This is a genomic window from Pseudomonas sp. Marseille-QA0332 (assembly GCF_054950175.1).
The window spans coordinates 1,653,459-1,669,980 of the sequence record NZ_CM143106.1; the positions used below are offsets into that span (position 1 = coordinate 1,653,459).

Sequence of the window (16,522 nt, forward strand, 5' to 3'; positions counted from 1 at the left end):
AGTTTATTGCTAAGAGCGAGACAACAGCCCACGACATTCAGTGCGCGGGCGCCCGCTCCAAGGCCGCGCCGAGCGCCTTAGCATCGGTGTAGTCGTGTTGCGTCACTAGCGTCCGCTGGTCCAGCTGCAGCCAGGTCACCGCACCCTTTTCGCCTGGGTACCGACTGGCCACTCGCCCTTGGCGGTCGAGCAGCACGCGATAGCTGTAGTCACGCATGGCGGGAATCGCGAAGAGCGTGCTGATGACGGCAGGCATGCGCTGGATGTCGGCGACGAAGACTGCATCGCGTGCTTGCAGGTAACCTCGAGGTCGCTGCGCCAGCGCCGCCTCGACCAGCCTGGCGCCGTCCATGTCGCGAGCGACCAGCAGGATCCGAGTCTGGGCAGATAGGGTCCAAGGCTGGTCATGCTGGTCGAGCAAGGTCCAGGGGGCCAGGCGTTCGCCCGGCTGCAGCGCCTGGGCGAAGGGTGGCAGCAGGCATATCAGCAGGGCCAGGGCGTATTTCATCGTAGGGTCTCGGCAAATCGAAAGTGTCCCAGGATAGCGCAGGGCTTGGCTGTCGGCAGCCTCGCCGGCAGGCAACGCTCATGACCAGGCCGGTGCGACGTCGCAGCCAGGCAAGCGCTGCGCACGCGCGCAAGGTATACCCCAGCTGAATCCGGCGGGCCATGGCGGCAGCGCGTTGTCTTTCCCAGGGCCTGCGAGCACACTCATCCGCCAGCATCATCCTCGGAGCGCGCCGTGCCCAACATTCGTCAGTTCAGCAAGAAAGCCAGCAGCACCAACATGCTGCGCCTCAAGCCAGCCGCCGCCGATAGCTCTGTGCCTCATGCGGTTGGCTTCGTCCTGTTGGAACATTTCTCGATGGCCAGCTTCACCGTGGCCATGGATGTGCTGGTGACGGCGAACCTGCTGCGCAGCGACAGCTTCCGTTTCGCGCCGCTGTCGCTGGACGGCGATCGAGTGTTGAGCGACCTGGGCCTGGAACTGGTGGCCAGTGAGCTGGAGCCCCATGCGCTCAAGGAGCTGGACCTTCTGGTAATCTGCGGCGGCCTGCGCACGCCGCTCAAGTACCCGGAACTGGACCGTTTGCTGAGCGATTGCGCAGGGCATGGCCTGACCCTGGGCGGGCTATGGAACGGCGCCTGGTTCCTCGGCCGCGCCGGGGTGCTGGCCGACTACGGTTGCAGCGTGCACCCCGAGCAGCGCGCCAGCCTGGCCGAACGCAGCCCGCAATCGCGCATCACGCCGGCCAGCTTCACCCTTGACCGCGACCGCCTGACCGCAGCCAGCCCCAACGGCGCCATGGAGCTGATGCTTGGGCTGGTGCGGCGACTGCACGGCGACGCCCTGGCCGAAGGCGTCGAAGAAATCCTGTCGTTTTCCGGGGCTCGCTACCGCCAGGTCGGGCCGGGCGCGAAGAAGTCCATGAGTGTGCACCTGCGCACCATCGTCGAACTGATGGAGAACAATCTCGAGGAAACCCTCAGCCTGGATCAGCTTGCCGCCTACAGCGGCCGCTCGCGACGGCAGATCGACCGACTGTTCCAGGCCCAGCTGGGCACCTCGCCACGGCGCTACTACATGGAGCTGCGCATCACCAAGAGCCGCCGTCTGCTGCAATATTCCGACTTGTCGGTGATGGAGGTGGCGGTGGCCTGCGGGTTCGTCTCGGTGTCGCACTTCAGCAAGTGCTACGCGGCCTATTTCGGTTACCCGCCATCGCGCGAGCAGCGCCTGGGCGAGTGAAACGCAGACGGGCCGGCGGTGGCCGGCCCGTGCAGGACGATGGCGGGGCGGCTCAGGCCGGCTTCATGATCAGCACCCCGAGCGGGGGCAGGTTGAGGGTCAGCGACAAGGGCTGGCCGTGGCGAGGTTCAGGCTCGCTGGCGACCGTCCCGAAGTTGCCGAAATTCGATCCGGCATAGCATTCGGCGTCGGTATTGAGCACCTCCTGCCACTGTTCGCCGAACGGTACCCCGATGCGGTAGCTGTCACGGGGCACGGGCGTGAAGTTGACCACCACTAGCAATGGTTCGCCGTCCTTGCTCCAGCGCAGCCAGGCATACACGCTGTTGCGCGCATCATCGCCGATCAGCCACTGGAAGCCTTGCGGCTGGCAATCCTGTTCATGCAGCGCAGGTTCGGCCCGATACAATCCGTTGAGGTCGGCCACCAGCTTCTGCATGCCTTGGTGCTCCGACTGCTGCAGCAGGTACCAGTCGAGCTGGTGATCGTGGTTCCACTCGCGCCATTGGCCGAACTCGCACCCCATGAACAGCAGCTTCTTGCCTGGATGGGTCCACATGAACGCCAGGTAGGCACGCAGATTGGCGAACTTCTGCCAGCGGTCGCCAGGCATCTTGTCGATCAGGGAATGCTTGCCATGCACGACTTCATCGTGGGAGATCGGCAGGATGAAGCGCTCGGAGTAGGCATAGACCAGGCCGAAGCTCAGTTCGTTGTGATGATAGGCTCGGTGGACCGGGTCGTTCTGCACATAGTGCAGCGTATCGTGCATCCAGCCCATGTTCCACTTGTAGGCGAATCCCAACCCGCCCTGCTCGGTCGGCTGGCTGACGCCTGGCCAGGCCGTGGATTCCTCGGCGATGATCAGCGCGCCCGGCGTTTCATGGGCAGCGACGCCGTTGAGATGCCGAATGAAATCGATGGCCTCGAGGTTCTCGCGTCCGCCATGGCGATTGGGGACCCATTCGCCGGCCTTGCGCGAGTAGTCCCGATAGAGCATGGACGCTACCGCATCGACGCGCAGGCCATCGATGTGGAAGTGCTTGAGCCAATGCAGTGCCGAGGCCATCATGAAGCCGCGCACTTCGTTGCGGCCCAGATTGTAGATCAGGGTATTCCAATCCTGGTGGAAACCTTCCAGGGGGTTGTCGTACTCGTACAGTGCCGTGCCATCGAAGCGCGCCAGACCGTGCTCGTCGGTGGGGAAATGGGCTGGCACCCAGTCGAGGATGACGCCGATCTCGGCCTGGTGGCAGGCATCGACGAAGGCCGCGAAATCTTCCGGGGTGCCGTAGCGCGACGTGGGAGCGAACAGCGACAGCGGCTGGTAGCCCCATGAGCCACCGAAGGGGTGCTCCATGATGGGCAACAGCTCGATATGGGTGAAGCCCATCTTGCGCACATACGGCACCAGTTGCTCGGCCAGTTCACGCCAGTTGTAGAATCGCGCCACTTCGCCGGCTTCGTCGGTTTCGCAACGCCAGGAGCCGGCATGCAGCTCGTAGATCGACAGCGGTGCGCTATAGGCATGGCGCTGCGCACGCTGTTGCATCCAGGCCTGGTCCTGCCAGTCGTGGGCGAGCGCCCCGGCGACCTTGGACGCCGTGCTCGGCGGCAGCTCGGTGGCGCGCGCCAGTGGATCGGCTTTGAGCGGCAGCACCCCGGTGCTGCCGAGCACTTCGTACTTGTAGGTTTCGCCTATCCCCAAGCGTGGTATGAACAGCTCCCACACCCCGGCGCCATGACGCAGGCGCATCGGGTGTCGGCGGCCATCCCAGTTGTTGAAGTCGCCCACCACCGAGACCCGCCGTGCGTTCGGCGCCCATACCGAGAAACACACGCCATCCACCCCGTCGACCTGGGTTGGCTGGGCGCCAAAGCGCCCGGACAGGTCGCGATGGTTGCCCTCGGCGAACAAGTGCAAGTCCATGTCGCCGAGCTGCGGCCCGAAGCTGTACGGGTCTTCGGTGATCTGCTCGCCGCCTGCCCAACCGACCTGCAGCTGATAGGGCTGGGCTTCATCCAGGTGGGCGAAGAAAAGGCCGGGCAGGCTGCCCTGTTCCATCTGTGCCAGCACGTGTCCGTCATGCCGGGCCAACACCCGGGCACTCAAGGCATTGGGCAGGAAAGCGCGAACCCAGAAGCCGCCCGCATCATCAGCGTGCAGACCCAGCACTGCAAACGGGTCGGCGTGTTCGGCGCGGGCCAGGGCATCGAGGTCCTGTTGCCGAAGTGCGCCGTTATCGCGCTTGGTTGCTTTCATTCATGACTCTCCCCAGGTACTGATCAGTCCATGCAAGCCGTGCAGGGGCACGGCCAGCCAGCTTGGCCGGTTCTCGGCCTCGTAAATGATTTCGTAGGCAGCTTTTTCGAGGGTGAACAGTTCCAGCGCCGCCTGCTCGCCCTGGGCGTCTTCCCAGGCATGCGGCATCGCTGCCGTGGCCATGCCGTAGGCTTCGACGAAAGCCTGCCGGGACTGCTGCAGGTACTGCCTGGCCACCCTCTGGCGCGCCTGGCGCGCCGCATCCGACAGATCGCCCGCGGCGCTTCGCAAGATCATCGCAGCAGCATAGTCGAACGATCGCAACACGCCGCCCACGTCCTTGTACGGGCTGAGCTTGGCCCGGCGTTCTTCCAGCGGGCGCGAAGGTTCGCCTTCGAAGTCGATCAGGTAGGCATCGCCCTGCACCACTAGCACCTGGCCCAGGTGCAGGTCGCCATGCACACGAATGAGCAAGCCGCCCCGCGCCTGCGCCGCGAGCTGCTCGACATGCCGGGTCAGCCCCTGGCGTTGCTGCTGCAGGTCGTCGACCAGCGCCTGGCCGGCGGCATCCAGTGCGTCACGATGCTGGGCCAGCAAGTCGAGTGCTCGCTCGAGTTGCGCGGCGATCTGCCGTCCCCAGCGCTGGCTGTCCTGCTCGCTGCTCGGGCGTGGCTGGAAATCCTCGTCCTCGGTCGCAGCCGCCAGCAACAGGTGCATTTCGCCCAGGCGCTGGCCGAACAGGGCAGCGAAGCCGGCCAACTCGGCCAGTGCGTTGGCAGGCCCTTCGGCATCGACGCTGGCTGGCTCCAGCTCGTCGCGGATGGCGCGCTCCAGGGTGTCCTGGGTCCAGGCCCAGGCGTCGCCCTGGTTGCTCAGATAACCTTGGGCGATCATCAGCAGATGAGGCTGCTGCCGGGCATCGACTCGGCTGACCCAGGCCAGCAGCGGCGAGATGTTGGCGAAGCCGGCCGCCGTCAGGTACGCGCTCATTTCCAGCTCTGGATGAATGCCCGGATTGACCCGACGGATCAGCTTGAGCACCAGTCGCCCGCCGACGACGACCGAACTGTTGGACTGTTCGGCGCCCAGGTAGCGTACTTCGCTTTGCTCGTCGAGCCCGAGGCTGGCCAGTTGCTCGGTGCACTCGAAACGCAGTTCGCCTTCGCTGCTGGCCAGCCGGACGTTGTCCTGGCAGGCGCGCAGTACGGCACGGATGAACGGCTCGAGCACGAAGGCATCGGTGATCAGGCCGACCTGACGGCCACGCCTGACCCGTGACAACGCCAGTTGCTGGGGCAAGGCGCTGTGGATCTGCTCTTCGAGCAGCAGGCCGAACGGCAGCTGGTAATGGCTGGCCACACCGTTGCTGAGCACTTCCAGTTCGCTCAGCAGCACGGGCGTGGTCGCCGTGCCGAAGCGCACGCCATAGCGGATGCGGATTGCGTCGATCGGCCCTTCCTTGCCGGCGAACCAACGCCGCTTGGGCAGGTATTGCGGCAGGATCGAGCCTTGCAGATGGTCGCGCGAAGGCGACTCGAGGAGTTCTTCCATGCGTTTGCGCAGTACCAAGGTCATCAGCTCCGGAAGGCTTTCGGCGGGTTCGACGTGCCAGCTGGGCATGCGCTCGCGTGCTGCCAGCGCGAACCAGTAGAACCCGTAGGGCGGCAAGGTGAGCAAGAAAGGCAGTTGGCCGATGGGCGGGAAGGCGCTGCCGCCGAGCATTTCCACCGGCACCTTGTCGGCATGTTGCGACAGGTCCAGCTCGGCGGCCTGGGCGGCTCGCGAGACGTTGGCCACGCACAGGATGGTCTCGCTGTTGCCATCGGCGTCGATGTATTCGCGCAGGTAGGCCAGCACCCGGCGGTTGCTCGGCGAGAGCATCTTCAAGGTGCCCCGCCCGAATGCCTTTTGTTGCGCCCGCACGGCCAGCAAGCGGCGGTTGAAGTTGAGCAGCGAGTGCGGATCGTGGGATTGCGCCTCGACGTTGATGGTCTGGTAGCCGTACAACGGATCCATGATCGGCGGCAAGACCAGGCGCTGCGGCTCGGCTCTGGAGAAACCGCCGTTGCGGTCAGGCGACCACTGCATGGGCGTGCGCACACCGTCGCGATCCCCCAGGTAGATGTTGTCACCCATGCCCAGTTCGTCACCGTAGTACAAGGTCGGCGTGCCTGGCATCGACAACAGCAGGCTGGTCAGCAGCTCGATGCGCCTGCGATCGCGCTGCAGCAGCGGCGCCAGGCGGCGACGGATGCCCAGGTTGATCCGCGCCCGGCGATCGGCGGCGTAATGGTTCCACAGGTAGTCGCGTTCACGGTCGGTGACCATTTCCAGGGTCAGCTCGTCATGGTTGCGCAGGAAGATCGACCATTGGCAGTTGGCGGGGATCTCGGGGGTCTGGCGCAGGATGTCGGTGATCGGGAAACGGTCTTCCATGGCCAGGGCCATGTACATGCGCGGCATCAGCGGGAAATGGAACGCCATGTGGCATTCGTCGCCATCACCCTCGCCAAAGTATGGCCGGGTGTCTTCGGGCCACTGGTTGGCTTCGGCCAGCAACATCCGGTCCGGATAGTTGGCATCGATCTCGGCGCGAATGGCCTTGAGTACCTGGTGGGTCTCGGGCAGGTTCTCGTTGTTGGTGCCGTCTCGCTCGATCAGGTACGGAATGGCATCCAGGCGCAAGCCATCCACGCCCATGTCCAGCCAGAAACGCATCACCCCGATGACGGCCTTGAGCACCTTGGGGTTGTCGAAGTTCAGGTCCGGCTGGTGCGAATAGAAGCGATGCCAGAAATACTGGCCGGCGACCGGGTCCCAGGTCCAGTTGGACTTTTCCGTGTCGAGGAAGATGATGCGCGTGCCGTCGTACTTCTGGTCGGTATCCGACCAGACATAGAAGTCGCGCGCCTTGCTGCCCGGCTTGGAGTGCCGGGCACGCTGGAACCAGGGATGCTGGTCGGAGGTGTGGTTGATCACCAGCTCGGTGATCACTCGCAAGCCCCGCTTGTGCGCCTCGGCGATGAAGCGCCGGGCATCGGCCAGGGAGCCGTAGTCGGGGTGTACCGCCTTGTACTCGGAAATGTCGTAGCCATCGTCGCGCCGTGGCGAAGGATAGAACGGCAACAGCCAGAGAGTGTTCACGCCCAGCTCGGCAATGTAGTCCAGCTTGCTGATCAAGCCGGCGAAATCACCGATTCCATCGTTGTTCGAATCGAAGAAGGACTTCACGTGGACCTGATAGATCACCGCATCCTTGTACCACAAGGGGTCGTCGGTGAACGCTGCCGGGCGTGAACGCTTTGCCATGTGCGAGTCCTTGCTAGTGGGCTTTCTCGATGCGCCAGATGCCGAATGGCAGGTGCCCCGGCTCGATACGCATCCACTGGGTCTTGCCGTACCAGGTCCAGCGGTGGCCGTTCATCAAGTCCTCACCGCGCGTCGCGGCGTTGTCATCGAGTCCCAGTTCCCACAACGGCAGTTCGAAGTGCGCCTCCTGGGCGTTGTGTGGGTCAAGGCTGATGGCCACCAGGATGAAGTTGTCGCGCTCCGGCGTGCGCTTGGCGAAATACAGGATGTTGTCGTTCCAGCAATTGAAGAAGGCGATGCCTAGGTGCGTCTGCAATGCCGGGTTCTGCCGCCGGATGCGATTGAGCTGGGCGATCTCGGCGATGATGTTGCCGGGCTGGGTGAAGTCGCGTGGACGAATCTCGTACTTCTCGGAATCGAGATACTCTTCCTTGCCTGGCAAGGCGGCTGCCTCGCACAGCTCGAAGCCCGAATACATGCCCCACAGGCCCGAGCCCATGGTCGCCAGGGCAGCACGGATCAGAAAACCGGCCCGCCCCGAGTTCTGCAGGAAGAACGGGTTGATGTCCGGCGTGTTGACGAAGAAGTTCGGCCGATAGCAGTCGCGCCAAGGTGACTGGTTGAGCTCCTGGAAGTAAGTGGTCAGCTCCTGCTTGGTGTTGCGCCAGGTGAAGTAGGTATAGCTTTGCGCATATCCCACCTTGCCCAGGCGTGCCATCATCGCCGGCTTGGTGAAGGCTTCGGCGAGGAAGATCACTTCGGGATACTGGCTGCGCACATTGGCGATCAGCCACTGCCAGAATGGCAACGGCTTGGTATGCGGATTGTCGACCCGGAACGTCTTGACCCCCTCCTCGACCCAACCCACCACCACGTCGCGCAGTGCCAGCCATAGCGAAGGCACCGCATCGGGCGCGTAGAAGTCGACGTTGACGATGTCCTGGTATTTCTTCGGCGGGTTTTCCGCGTAGCGAATGGTGCCGTCTGGCCGCCAGCTGAACCAGCCGGGATGCTCGCTCAGCCAGGGGTGGTCCTGGGAGCACTGGATGGCGAAATCCAGGGCGATTTCGAGGCCGTGCTCGGCGGCGGCCGCGACCAGCCGCCGGAAATCCTCGCGTGTCCCCAACTGCGGATGAATGGCGTCATGGCCGCCATCGGCGCTGCCGATCGCATAGGGACTGCCCGGATCGCCCGGCTCGGCCTGCAGCGCGTTGTTACGGCCCTTGCGATGCCGCATGCCGATGGGGTGGATCGGCGGGAAGTACAAGACATCGAAGCCCATGTCGCGGATCATCGGCAAGCGGCGATGCACATCGTTGAAGGTGCCATGACGCTCGGGGTCGTCGGTGATCGAGCGCGGGAACAGCTCGTACCAGCTGGCGAACAGCGCCTCTTCGCGGTCCACGTCGAGCGGGAACTCCATGCTGCGAGTCAGGTAACTGCGGTGCTCGGCCTGGTTCATCAACAGGCTGGCATCGCTGCCCAGCAACAAGCTCACCTGCTGCTCCACAGGCAGGTCGGGCAGGCGTCGACGCAGCTCCTCGAGCTGCTCGCGCAGCAGCCCTTCGCTACGCTCGATGCCCTTGCCAAGCAGCAGGCGGCCCTCTTCGAGTTCGAGCGTCACGTCGACGCCGGCATGGTATTTTTTTTCCAGGTCGTGGCAGTAGGTGGCGAAGGGGTCGATCCAGGCTTCGATGCTGAACAGGTGCAAGCCGAGTTCCAGCGGGGTGAATTCGGCCAGCCACAGGTCGTTGCCCGCCGAATGCATCGGCACCCGGTGCCAGCGCCGGCTGTGCGCCTGCCGCCAGTTGAGCGTGACCGCCAGGCGATCATGACCATCGCTGTAGACCTTGCTGGATACCTGGACCGACTGGCCGCGCACGGCCTTGCTGGCGAACTGGCCAGCATCGAGTACCGGCTGGGTGTCTTCGATGACGATTCGCGGGGCCAGCAGCGCCTGGGACAGGCTGATGGCCTGGTCCGGGTGGTCGTTCGCCATGGGCACGCTTTCGAAGGGCTCATTACGTGACATCGAACCTTGCTCCGTTTGACTGGGACGGTAAGGGTTCAGAACGGTCCTACAGGCCGGGGTTCAATAAAAAACTGAGCGTTTGGCACGCCAGAAGGTCCGAGCAGACAGACCCTCAGCCCAACCATCCGCGAGGCTCCACCATGAACATCCCGACCCCGCCGGAAACGCCCGATCCGAACATCGACGACCCCGTCCTGCCTCCGCCCGTTCCCGAGGAGGACCCGGACGACCTGCCGATCAAGCCCACCACGCCACCGACGGTAGGGGATCCGCCCAACGACGAACCGCCGGTGAAAGCCTGAGCATAGCCAAGGACCTGGTCGCAGCGAGGCGCGCCGCGGCGCTTGTGACAGCGGTCGACAGGCTGCCTGCCCAGCGCGCCCCCTTCGCATGTTTCGCCTGGCGCGCCAGCGCACGGGCACCCGCCTGATGTGTCGAGACTATGTACGAAAAGTCGCCGAGCGGCGATCAGGCAAGGTGAAAACAGGCGAGGAACCGCCGGGGTCGCGCTCGACTTTACGGGTTGTAAATGAGCATTCCGAGCCTGTTTTCAACGTAGCCTGATCGTCGCGCAGGGCACTTTCCGTACAAAGCCTAACCTCACCACCGAATGGCCAACACGGGTTTGACAGCGCCACGATTCATGCTTGCGTTAACATAACGGCAGAAGCGTCAGCCTCATGTGCAGTCCCATTCCAACTACAACAGGTGGCCACATGTTCTATCCGACCCTGAATTTCGCCCTTGGCGAAACCATCGACCTTCTGCGCGACGAGGTACATGCGTTCGTGACGGCCGAGCTGAGCCCGCGGGCCGCTCGGATAGACAAGGACAATCTGTTCCCTGCCGATCTGTGGCGCAAGTTCGGCGCACTGGGCGTGCTGGGGATCACCGTGCCGCAAGAGTACGGCGGTGCCGACCTGGGCTACCTGGCCCATGTGGTGGCGATGGAAGAAATAAGCCGTGGTTCGGCCTCGGTGGCGCTTTCCTACGGCGCGCATTCGAACCTTTGCGTCAACCAGATCAACCGCAACGGTACCGACGAACAGAAACGCCGATATCTGCCCAGGCTGGTCAGCGGCGAGCACGTCGGCGCGCTGGCCATGAGCGAGCCGAATGCCGGCTCCGATGTGGTCTCGATGAAGCTGCGCGCCGAAAAACGTGGCCAGCGCTACCTGCTCAACGGCAGCAAGAGCTGGATCACCAATGGTCCCGAGGCCGATATCTATGTGATCTACGCCAAGACCGATCTGGACAAGGGCGCCCAGGGCATCACCGCCTTCATCGTCGAACGCGACTGGAAAGGCTTCAGCCGCGGGGACAAGTTCGACAAGCTCGGCATGCGTGGCTCCAACACCTGCGAGCTGTTCTTCGATGACGTCGAGGTACCCGAGGAAAACATTCTTGGCCGGCTCGATGGTGGCGTGCGGGTGCTGATGAGCGGCCTGGACTACGAGCGCGTGGTACTCGCCGCCGGGCCGACCGGCATCATGCAGGCCTGTCTGGACCTGATCCTGCCATACATCCATGATCGCAAGCAGTTTGGCCAGAGCATCGGCGAGTTCCAGCTGATCCAGGCCAAGGTCGCCGACCTGTACACCCAGCTCAATGCCAGCCGCGCTTACCTTTATGCAGTGGCCCAGGCCTGTGACCGTGGCGAAACCACTCGCAAGGACGCCGCCGGAGTGATCCTGCACACCTCCGAACGGGCAACGCTGACGGCCCTGGAGACGATCCAGATCCTCGGCGGCAACGGTTATGTCAACGAATTTCCGGCAGGTCGCCTGCTACGGGATGCCAAGTTGTACGAGATCGGTGCCGGCACCAGCGAGATACGTCGCATGCTGATCGGCCGGGAGCTGTTCAACGAAACGCGCTGAGCGACAGGTCGTCAGCAAGCCGCAAGCTAGAGCGGCGCGGTACTGAAGAGAAATGAAGCCCTGTCACGACGCCGTCCTGCTCTTGCTTGTGGCTTGTGGCTTGTGGCTTGTGGCTTGTGGCTTGCCACTCAGAAGCTGGCATGCGCGCGCACGACCACGCCGAGCACTTGTGGCGGCTGTTCGCACAGGACCGTCGGATAGGTGGGGTTGAGCGGTCGCAGGTAGCGCTGGCCGCCCTCCTCGATCAGCTGTCGGAAGATCGCTGGCCGTCCGGTCTGGCGAACGATGACCAGCTTGCCAGGCGCGGCCGGTACGCCTGGGTCGACCAGCACCAGCATGCCTTCAGGCACGCTCGGGCCGCTCGGTGCGTTCATCGCGTCGCTCTCGACCCGTAGCCAGAAGGCGCGACCGCGTGCGCAGTAGTCGGTGTGCTCATGGACGATGCTGTCTTCTGGCAGTGGCCCTTCCAGTTCGGTCCAGGCCAACACCGGATAGCGAAAGCACACGATGTACTGAAGCAGTTCCCGTACGTAGTCGGGGTCTTGCGCGTGCGGGGCATAGCTTGCGCCCTGTTCGGCCACTTCGCTGCGACTGGTGAGCTGCATCTGCACATGCAGGTGCGGCATGCCCAGCTCGACCAGTATCCGGTTCATCGTCTCGAGCTTGGGTTGGCGCTCCCGGCGCAGCCAGTGGCCCACCGCTCCTTGAGTGACCCCGATGCGCTCGGCGAGTTTTTCCTGCGTGATATCGAGCTCACGCATCTTGGCCTTGACCAAGGCAATCCAGTTTTCCATCGCAGGCACGATACGGACTGGCCGACAGCGCTCAATACACATGTTGTAGTATTTAAATCCCTCACTTTGAATACATGTCGTATTAAAGTGGACGAGTGGCATTTCCCTGCTAGGCACTCAAAGGTAACAGGATGAAACCATCGACATATTTAGAAAAGGATTTGGACAGCGAAGCGGCACGACGCGCATTGGACTTCTATCTCAATCCGCCCTCCGGCCGGGTCGATCCCGACGAATCGATCTGGATCCTGCGCAAGGACGTCACCCGTGAGCAGGCTGCGGTCCAGGCCATGAGCCTGCTGCGCTGCGCGGCCACCACGGCGTGCGAGTCGGCCAACACCCAGAGCGGCTCGTGCCGGGAGTTGCTGTTCGCGCTCATGCATATGGTGAACATGGCCAGGGCACTGCTCGAACATTCGCAGGCCCAGGAAGACATCATCAAGTAGAGGCAGATGGAGACAGGGCCAAAAGTCAATGCGTGACGGACCCAGGAAAATATTTCGCCATGCAGGCGAAAAACCATTTGACTGACAAATGATAACGATTATTATTGCACTCAGCAGGTCGCGAGACCCGCTGGATAACCTGAAAGCTCATAGGTCGGACTCTCAGATTATCTCCTCATCAGGCTAATCACGGTTTTTGACCCGGCTTTTTGCCGGGTCTTTTTTTGGCTCTTCAGGCTAATGAAGAAGGGTTACCGCTTGATGGGGCCATGGTAGCAAAACTGTGTCATTTGGTGAACGGCCAGAACCACGTTTTGCAGATCGGAAAGCGATAATCACTTGCATCGAAAGCGGACTCTCGATGCCTACGCCCGGCCACGTCCTGTCACATCGAGCAAGGAGCTCCCCATGAGCCGTGTCCTGCTGCCTCTCGAGCGAGGCCCGCATCGTATCGAAGAAACCGCCGAGGCGCGCCTGCTGCATCGGCTGCGCCGCCTGCCGCGCCGGGCCCAGCAGGTATTGTTGCTCAGCCGCCTGGACCAGCTGGGCTTCGCCTCCATCGCACAGCGTCTGGGCCTGCCGTTGTCCTGCGTCGAATACCTGATGAACCAGGCGCTGCTCAGTGCCTGCGTCGCCGACGATGCGCTGCTCAAGGAGGCCTGCCGCTGGTACGTTCGACTGCAGAGCCCGGACGTGACCGCCTGCGAACGGATCGACTTTCGCCGTTGGCTCGATGCCAGGCCCGGCCATCTGGCGGCGTTCCGCGAAACCGAGCTGCGCTGGCGCGGCCTGCTGGAGCCGGCGCGGCAGCTGGGCCATGACGGCTGGTACCGGCAAGGCCGCGCGGCGCTGTCGCTGGGCGGCTGTGCCATCGCTGTCGGCCTGGGGATTGCGGCACTGTTGACGCTCGGGTACTGGGCCTGACCGCAGCGGTGTACAGTAGCGCCACGACAACAAGCCACAGGAACCCGGCAATGAACGTGACGCAGCCCCCGGTACAGATAGACTGTGATTTCGACTCCGGCAACATCGAAGTGCATGATGCGCATGACGCCTCGGCCATTCGTCTGGCCATCCGCCCTGATACCTGCAGCGAGCATTTCCAGTGGTTCCACTTCAAGGCCAGCCAGCTGACGCCAGGCCAGCGCTACCGCTTCATTCTCGAGAATGCCAGCCAGTCTTCCTATTCCCATGCCTGGCAGGGCTACCAGGCCGTGGCTTCCCATGACCAGCGGGACTGGTTCCGGATACCCAGCGAATTCGACGGGAAGGCGCTGAGCTTCGAGCTGCTGGCTCGGGAAACCAGTGCCTGGCTCGCCTATTTCGAGCCCTACCCGCGCGCGCGCCACCATCAGCTGATCGAGCGCGCCTGCCGACTGCCCACGGTCGAGCTGCTGGCCACCGGTCGTAGCGTCGAAGGACGCGACATTCCGCTGCTGCGTGCCGGGGACGGCGCGGCGGGCAAGCGCAAGCTGTGGCTGATCGCCCAGCAGCATCCCGGCGAGCACATGGCCGAATGGTTCATGGAAGGCATCATCGATCGCCTCGAAGCCGATGACCCTACCATCCGGCACCTGCTTGCCGCCGCCGACCTGTACCTGATCCCCAACATGAACCCAGACGGTGCCTTCCATGGGCACCTGCGCACCAACATGAAAGGCAAGGACCTGAACCGGGCCTGGCAGGAGGCCAGCCTCGAAGACAGCCCCGAGGTGTTCTTCGCGCGCGCGCAAATGCAATTGCATGGCGTCGATGCCTTCATCGACGTGCATGGCGACGAGGAGATCCCCCATGTGTTTACCGCGGCCTGCGAAGGCAATCCAGGCTACACCGCCCGCATCGCCAGCCTGGAAACACGCTTTCGCCAGACGCTGAGCCGGCACACGGTGGACTTCCAGACCGTGCATGGCTATCCCCGGGACCAGCCCGGCCAAGCCAACCTGACCCTGGCCTGCAATGCCGTGGGCCAGGCGTATGATTGCCTGTCGTTGACCCTGGAAATGCCGTTCAAGGACCATGACGATGCGCCTGACCCTGTCGCCGGCTGGTCCGGGTCGCGTGCCAGGACACTGGCCGGCGCGGTGCTGGATACCTTGGACGAACTGGTCGAGACGTTACGCTGAGCCCCGCCAGGCGTTCAGCCTTCGAGACGCTCGAGGCCGTCCCAGGCCAAGACCGGAGCCTGGTCGAGCAGAAAGTCGCGCAGCCGGCCCATCACGCCGGCCTTGGGGCTGGTCTTGAGCCAGCTCAGGTAGTAGCCATCGCCCGACGCCACCGCTTGCCGGAACGGCAGGACCAGTCGTCCAGCCTGCAGCTGGGCAGCGACCAGCGTCAGGTCGACCACGGCAATGCCCAGCCCTTGCTCGGCAGCGGAAATGCCCTGGTCGAGCGTGTCGAATACCTGCCCCCGCTCGATGCCCTCTCGCCGCCTGCCGGTCCTGGCCAGCCATCGTCGCCAGTCGCGCCGGTCCGGTGATGGATGCAACAGCTGGCACTGCTGCAACAGCGCCGACGTCGCTTCCCGGCCGGCCAGGTAGCCTGGGCTGCATACCGGCACCAGCCATTCGTCGAACAGCCTGGCGCTCGCGATATCGGCCGAGGCCGGGTCTCTGCCCAGCAGGATGGCGCAGTCATAAGGCTCGCGAAAGAAATCCACAGTGTCGATGTCCATCCAGACACTGGTCAGTTGCACGGGCACAGGCTCGCCTTGCTGCCTGAACGCATCCAGGGTACGCAACAGCCAGCGCACGCTCAGGGTCGACGGTGCCTTCAGTCGAACCGCCTGGCGATCCTGGCGCAGCAGCGAGCATGCCTGCTCGATGAGCTTGAACCCCGGTGTGAGTTCGCGTGCCAGCAAACGGCCGTGCGCGGTGAGCTCGAGCCTGGAGCCGTGGCGCTCGAACAAGGCGCAGCCGAACAGGTTCTCCAGTGTCTTGACGTGCTGGCTCACCGCCCCTTGGGTCATGGCCAGGCGCTGTGCCGCCAGGGTGAAGGAGCCATGCCGGGCGGCCACTTCGAATGCGCGCAGGGCTGGCAGCGCTTGTATACGTTCCGACACCTCGTCACCTCTCATTAGCGGAGCTAATAGTGATACACAGTGATGGTGGTTTTACAATGTCCGGCCCGTTACCGAGAATGCCCAGCCATCACATCTCGCCGCTTCCAGGCCTCGAGGCGCTTGCGGTCGCGGCGAGCCCGCCCGTCACGCTCGTCTGGATCCTGTACGAAACCCATGAACGCCATTCTTCTGCTCAGCTATGTCTTCACCGTCCTGTTGCTGATAGCCACACCAGGGCCGGTGGTGGCGCTGGTGGCCGGCACCGCCGCGACCCAGGGAACGCGCCAGGCGGTATTGGCTGCGGCCGGCAGCAACGTGGCGTCATGGGTACTGCTTGGGGTTTGCGCCTGGATTCTGATCAGCGGAACAGCCCTGGACAGCACCTGGCTGGCCGGGCTGAACCTGCTCGGCTGCCTGTTCATCGGCTACCTGGCCTTGGTCAGCCTGCGCTCCAGCCGTTCGCCGCGACAGGCCCAACCCACGCCGCAACCTGTCTGCTCCCATGCATCGGGTGGCAGCTGGCGACAGGGGTTCATGGTCGGGATTTCCAATCCCAAGGACATCATCTTCTTCATGTCCCTGTTTCCGCAGTTCCTCGGCATCACCTCTTCGTTCGGCACGAGTCTGCTCTTGCTATCGCTGCTGTGGATCAGCATCGACCTGGCGATCCTGGGCCTGTACATCTTCGCCATCGGCAAAATGGCTTCGCCCCGTACCGGCCGCTGGATCAGCCAGCTTTCCGGGCTGGCGTTGCTGGCGATCGCCTGCCTGGGCGCGCTCTACAACATCGACGAACTGCTCGAATCGCGTCCGAGGGCGTGACGACCCTTCGATCGTTACGCCCCTGGCAGGAGCCGCCTTGCCAGGCCCGTGAGACCCCAGGGGCACCTGCCCTACAGCCCTCGTCCAGGCATACATGGCGCACGAGGCCTTGGCAATCCTCTGGCGGCAATGGCAGGCTCGTCCGAATTACGGCCCGCATGACTTCCG

General features: G+C 63.6%; 13 protein-coding genes. 7 read left to right on the forward strand and 6 right to left on the reverse strand.

Annotation, left to right across the window (positions count from 1 at the left end; translation table 11 throughout):
- Window positions 1-37: 37 nt before the first annotated feature.
- Window positions 38-508 carry an FAD/FMN-containing dehydrogenase gene (locus ACY8GK_RS07760; protein ID WP_196179125.1) on the reverse strand — a complete coding sequence of 157 codons (471 nt, stop codon included), beginning with the start codon at window positions 506-508 and terminating at the stop codon, window positions 38-40.
- Between the two features lie 234 nt (window positions 509-742).
- On the opposite strand from ACY8GK_RS07760, the gene ACY8GK_RS07765 reads away from it, so the two are divergent.
- Window positions 743-1,750, forward strand: a complete 1,008-nt coding sequence (locus tag ACY8GK_RS07765; protein ID WP_196179127.1) for a GlxA family transcriptional regulator — start codon at window positions 743-745, stop codon at window positions 1,748-1,750.
- A 52-nt stretch (window positions 1,751-1,802) separates the two neighbouring features.
- Here ACY8GK_RS07765 and glgB read toward each other — a convergent pair whose 3' ends face one another.
- Genes glgB through ACY8GK_RS07780 form a run of 3 tightly spaced genes read right to left on the reverse strand, consistent with a single transcriptional unit; the run spans window position 1,803 to window position 9,354 of the window.
- A complete protein-coding gene (gene glgB / locus ACY8GK_RS07770; RefSeq protein ID WP_462402756.1) occupies window positions 1,803-4,013 on the reverse strand; it encodes a 1,4-alpha-glucan branching protein GlgB in 2,211 nt (736 codons plus the stop codon).
- Window positions 4,014-7,322: a maltose alpha-D-glucosyltransferase gene (treS, locus tag ACY8GK_RS07775; RefSeq protein WP_196179131.1), complete on the reverse strand. Its 3,309-nt coding sequence runs from the start codon at window positions 7,320-7,322 to the stop codon at window positions 4,014-4,016.
- A 13-nt stretch (window positions 7,323-7,335) separates the two neighbouring features.
- Entirely contained in the window at window positions 7,336-9,354 is a 2,019-nt protein-coding gene (locus ACY8GK_RS07780; protein WP_196179133.1) for an alpha-1,4-glucan--maltose-1-phosphate maltosyltransferase, read from the reverse strand.
- 140 nt (window positions 9,355-9,494) lie between these two features.
- On the opposite strand from ACY8GK_RS07780, the gene ACY8GK_RS07785 reads away from it, so the two are divergent.
- Together ACY8GK_RS07785 and ACY8GK_RS07790 are read left to right on the forward strand one after the other, a co-directional pair.
- On the forward strand, window positions 9,495-9,656 hold the full coding sequence (locus tag ACY8GK_RS07785; RefSeq protein WP_196179135.1) for a hypothetical protein: 162 nt from the start codon (window positions 9,495-9,497) through the stop codon (window positions 9,654-9,656).
- A 414-nt stretch (window positions 9,657-10,070) separates the two neighbouring features.
- On the forward strand, window positions 10,071-11,234 hold the full coding sequence (locus ACY8GK_RS07790) for an isovaleryl-CoA dehydrogenase (RefSeq protein ID WP_196179137.1): 1,164 nt from the start codon (window positions 10,071-10,073) through the stop codon (window positions 11,232-11,234).
- A gap of 128 nt (window positions 11,235-11,362) precedes the next feature.
- Here ACY8GK_RS07790 and ACY8GK_RS07795 read toward each other — a convergent pair whose 3' ends face one another.
- Window positions 11,363-12,070, reverse strand: coding sequence for a LexA family protein (locus ACY8GK_RS07795; protein ID WP_462402757.1), 708 nt, complete (start codon window positions 12,068-12,070; stop codon window positions 11,363-11,365).
- 89 nt (window positions 12,071-12,159) lie between these two features.
- On the opposite strand from ACY8GK_RS07795, the gene ACY8GK_RS07800 reads away from it, so the two are divergent.
- From ACY8GK_RS07800 to ACY8GK_RS07810, 3 genes are all read left to right on the forward strand, one after another.
- The gene (locus ACY8GK_RS07800; protein ID WP_196179141.1) at window positions 12,160-12,474 is read left to right on the forward strand and encodes a DUF6124 family protein; all 315 of its coding nucleotides are present in this window, start codon (window positions 12,160-12,162) and stop codon (window positions 12,472-12,474) included.
- 408 nt (window positions 12,475-12,882) lie between these two features.
- Window positions 12,883-13,398 (forward strand): FecR/PupR family sigma factor regulator, encoded by a 516-nt coding sequence (locus ACY8GK_RS07805; RefSeq protein WP_462402758.1) that lies wholly within the window; start codon window positions 12,883-12,885, stop codon window positions 13,396-13,398.
- Between the two features lie 50 nt (window positions 13,399-13,448).
- Window positions 13,449-14,597 carry a M14 family metallopeptidase gene (locus ACY8GK_RS07810; RefSeq protein WP_462402759.1) on the forward strand — a complete coding sequence of 383 codons (1,149 nt, stop codon included), beginning with the start codon at window positions 13,449-13,451 and terminating at the stop codon, window positions 14,595-14,597.
- A 14-nt stretch (window positions 14,598-14,611) separates the two neighbouring features.
- Here ACY8GK_RS07810 and ACY8GK_RS07815 read toward each other — a convergent pair whose 3' ends face one another.
- On the reverse strand, window positions 14,612-15,532 hold the full coding sequence (locus ACY8GK_RS07815; protein ID WP_462402760.1) for a LysR substrate-binding domain-containing protein: 921 nt from the start codon (window positions 15,530-15,532) through the stop codon (window positions 14,612-14,614).
- 174 nt (window positions 15,533-15,706) lie between these two features.
- Here ACY8GK_RS07815 and ACY8GK_RS07820 point away from each other — a divergent pair, with 174 nt between their 5' ends.
- Window positions 15,707-16,354, forward strand: a complete 648-nt coding sequence (locus tag ACY8GK_RS07820; RefSeq protein WP_462402761.1) for a LysE family translocator — start codon at window positions 15,707-15,709, stop codon at window positions 16,352-16,354.
- Window positions 16,355-16,522: the final 168 nt, after the last annotated feature.

Excerpts from the sequence above, each read along its gene's own strand:
- ACY8GK_RS07780 (WP_196179133.1), bottom strand. The coding sequence starts at position 9,354 with ATGTCACGTAATGAGCCCTTCGAAAGCGTGCCCATGGCGAACGACCAC.
- ACY8GK_RS07805 (WP_462402758.1), top strand. The coding sequence starts at position 12,883 with ATGAGCCGTGTCCTGCTGCCTCTCGAGCGAGGCCCGCATCGTATCGAA.
- ACY8GK_RS07820 (WP_462402761.1), top strand. The coding sequence starts at position 15,707 with ATGAACGCCATTCTTCTGCTCAGCTATGTCTTCACCGTCCTGTTGCTG.
- ACY8GK_RS07795 (WP_462402757.1), bottom strand. The coding sequence starts at position 12,070 with ATGTGTATTGAGCGCTGTCGGCCAGTCCGTATCGTGCCTGCGATGGAA.
- ACY8GK_RS07810 (WP_462402759.1), top strand. The coding sequence starts at position 13,449 with ATGAACGTGACGCAGCCCCCGGTACAGATAGACTGTGATTTCGACTCC.
- ACY8GK_RS07800 (WP_196179141.1), top strand. The coding sequence starts at position 12,160 with ATGAAACCATCGACATATTTAGAAAAGGATTTGGACAGCGAAGCGGCA.
- treS (WP_196179131.1), bottom strand. The coding sequence starts at position 7,322 with ATGGCAAAGCGTTCACGCCCGGCAGCGTTCACCGACGACCCCTTGTGG.
- ACY8GK_RS07785 (WP_196179135.1), top strand. The coding sequence starts at position 9,495 with ATGAACATCCCGACCCCGCCGGAAACGCCCGATCCGAACATCGACGAC.
- ACY8GK_RS07790 (WP_196179137.1), top strand. The coding sequence starts at position 10,071 with ATGTTCTATCCGACCCTGAATTTCGCCCTTGGCGAAACCATCGACCTT.
- ACY8GK_RS07760 (WP_196179125.1), bottom strand. The coding sequence starts at position 508 with ATGAAATACGCCCTGGCCCTGCTGATATGCCTGCTGCCACCCTTCGCC.
- glgB (WP_462402756.1), bottom strand. The coding sequence starts at position 4,013 with ATGAAAGCAACCAAGCGCGATAACGGCGCACTTCGGCAACAGGACCTC.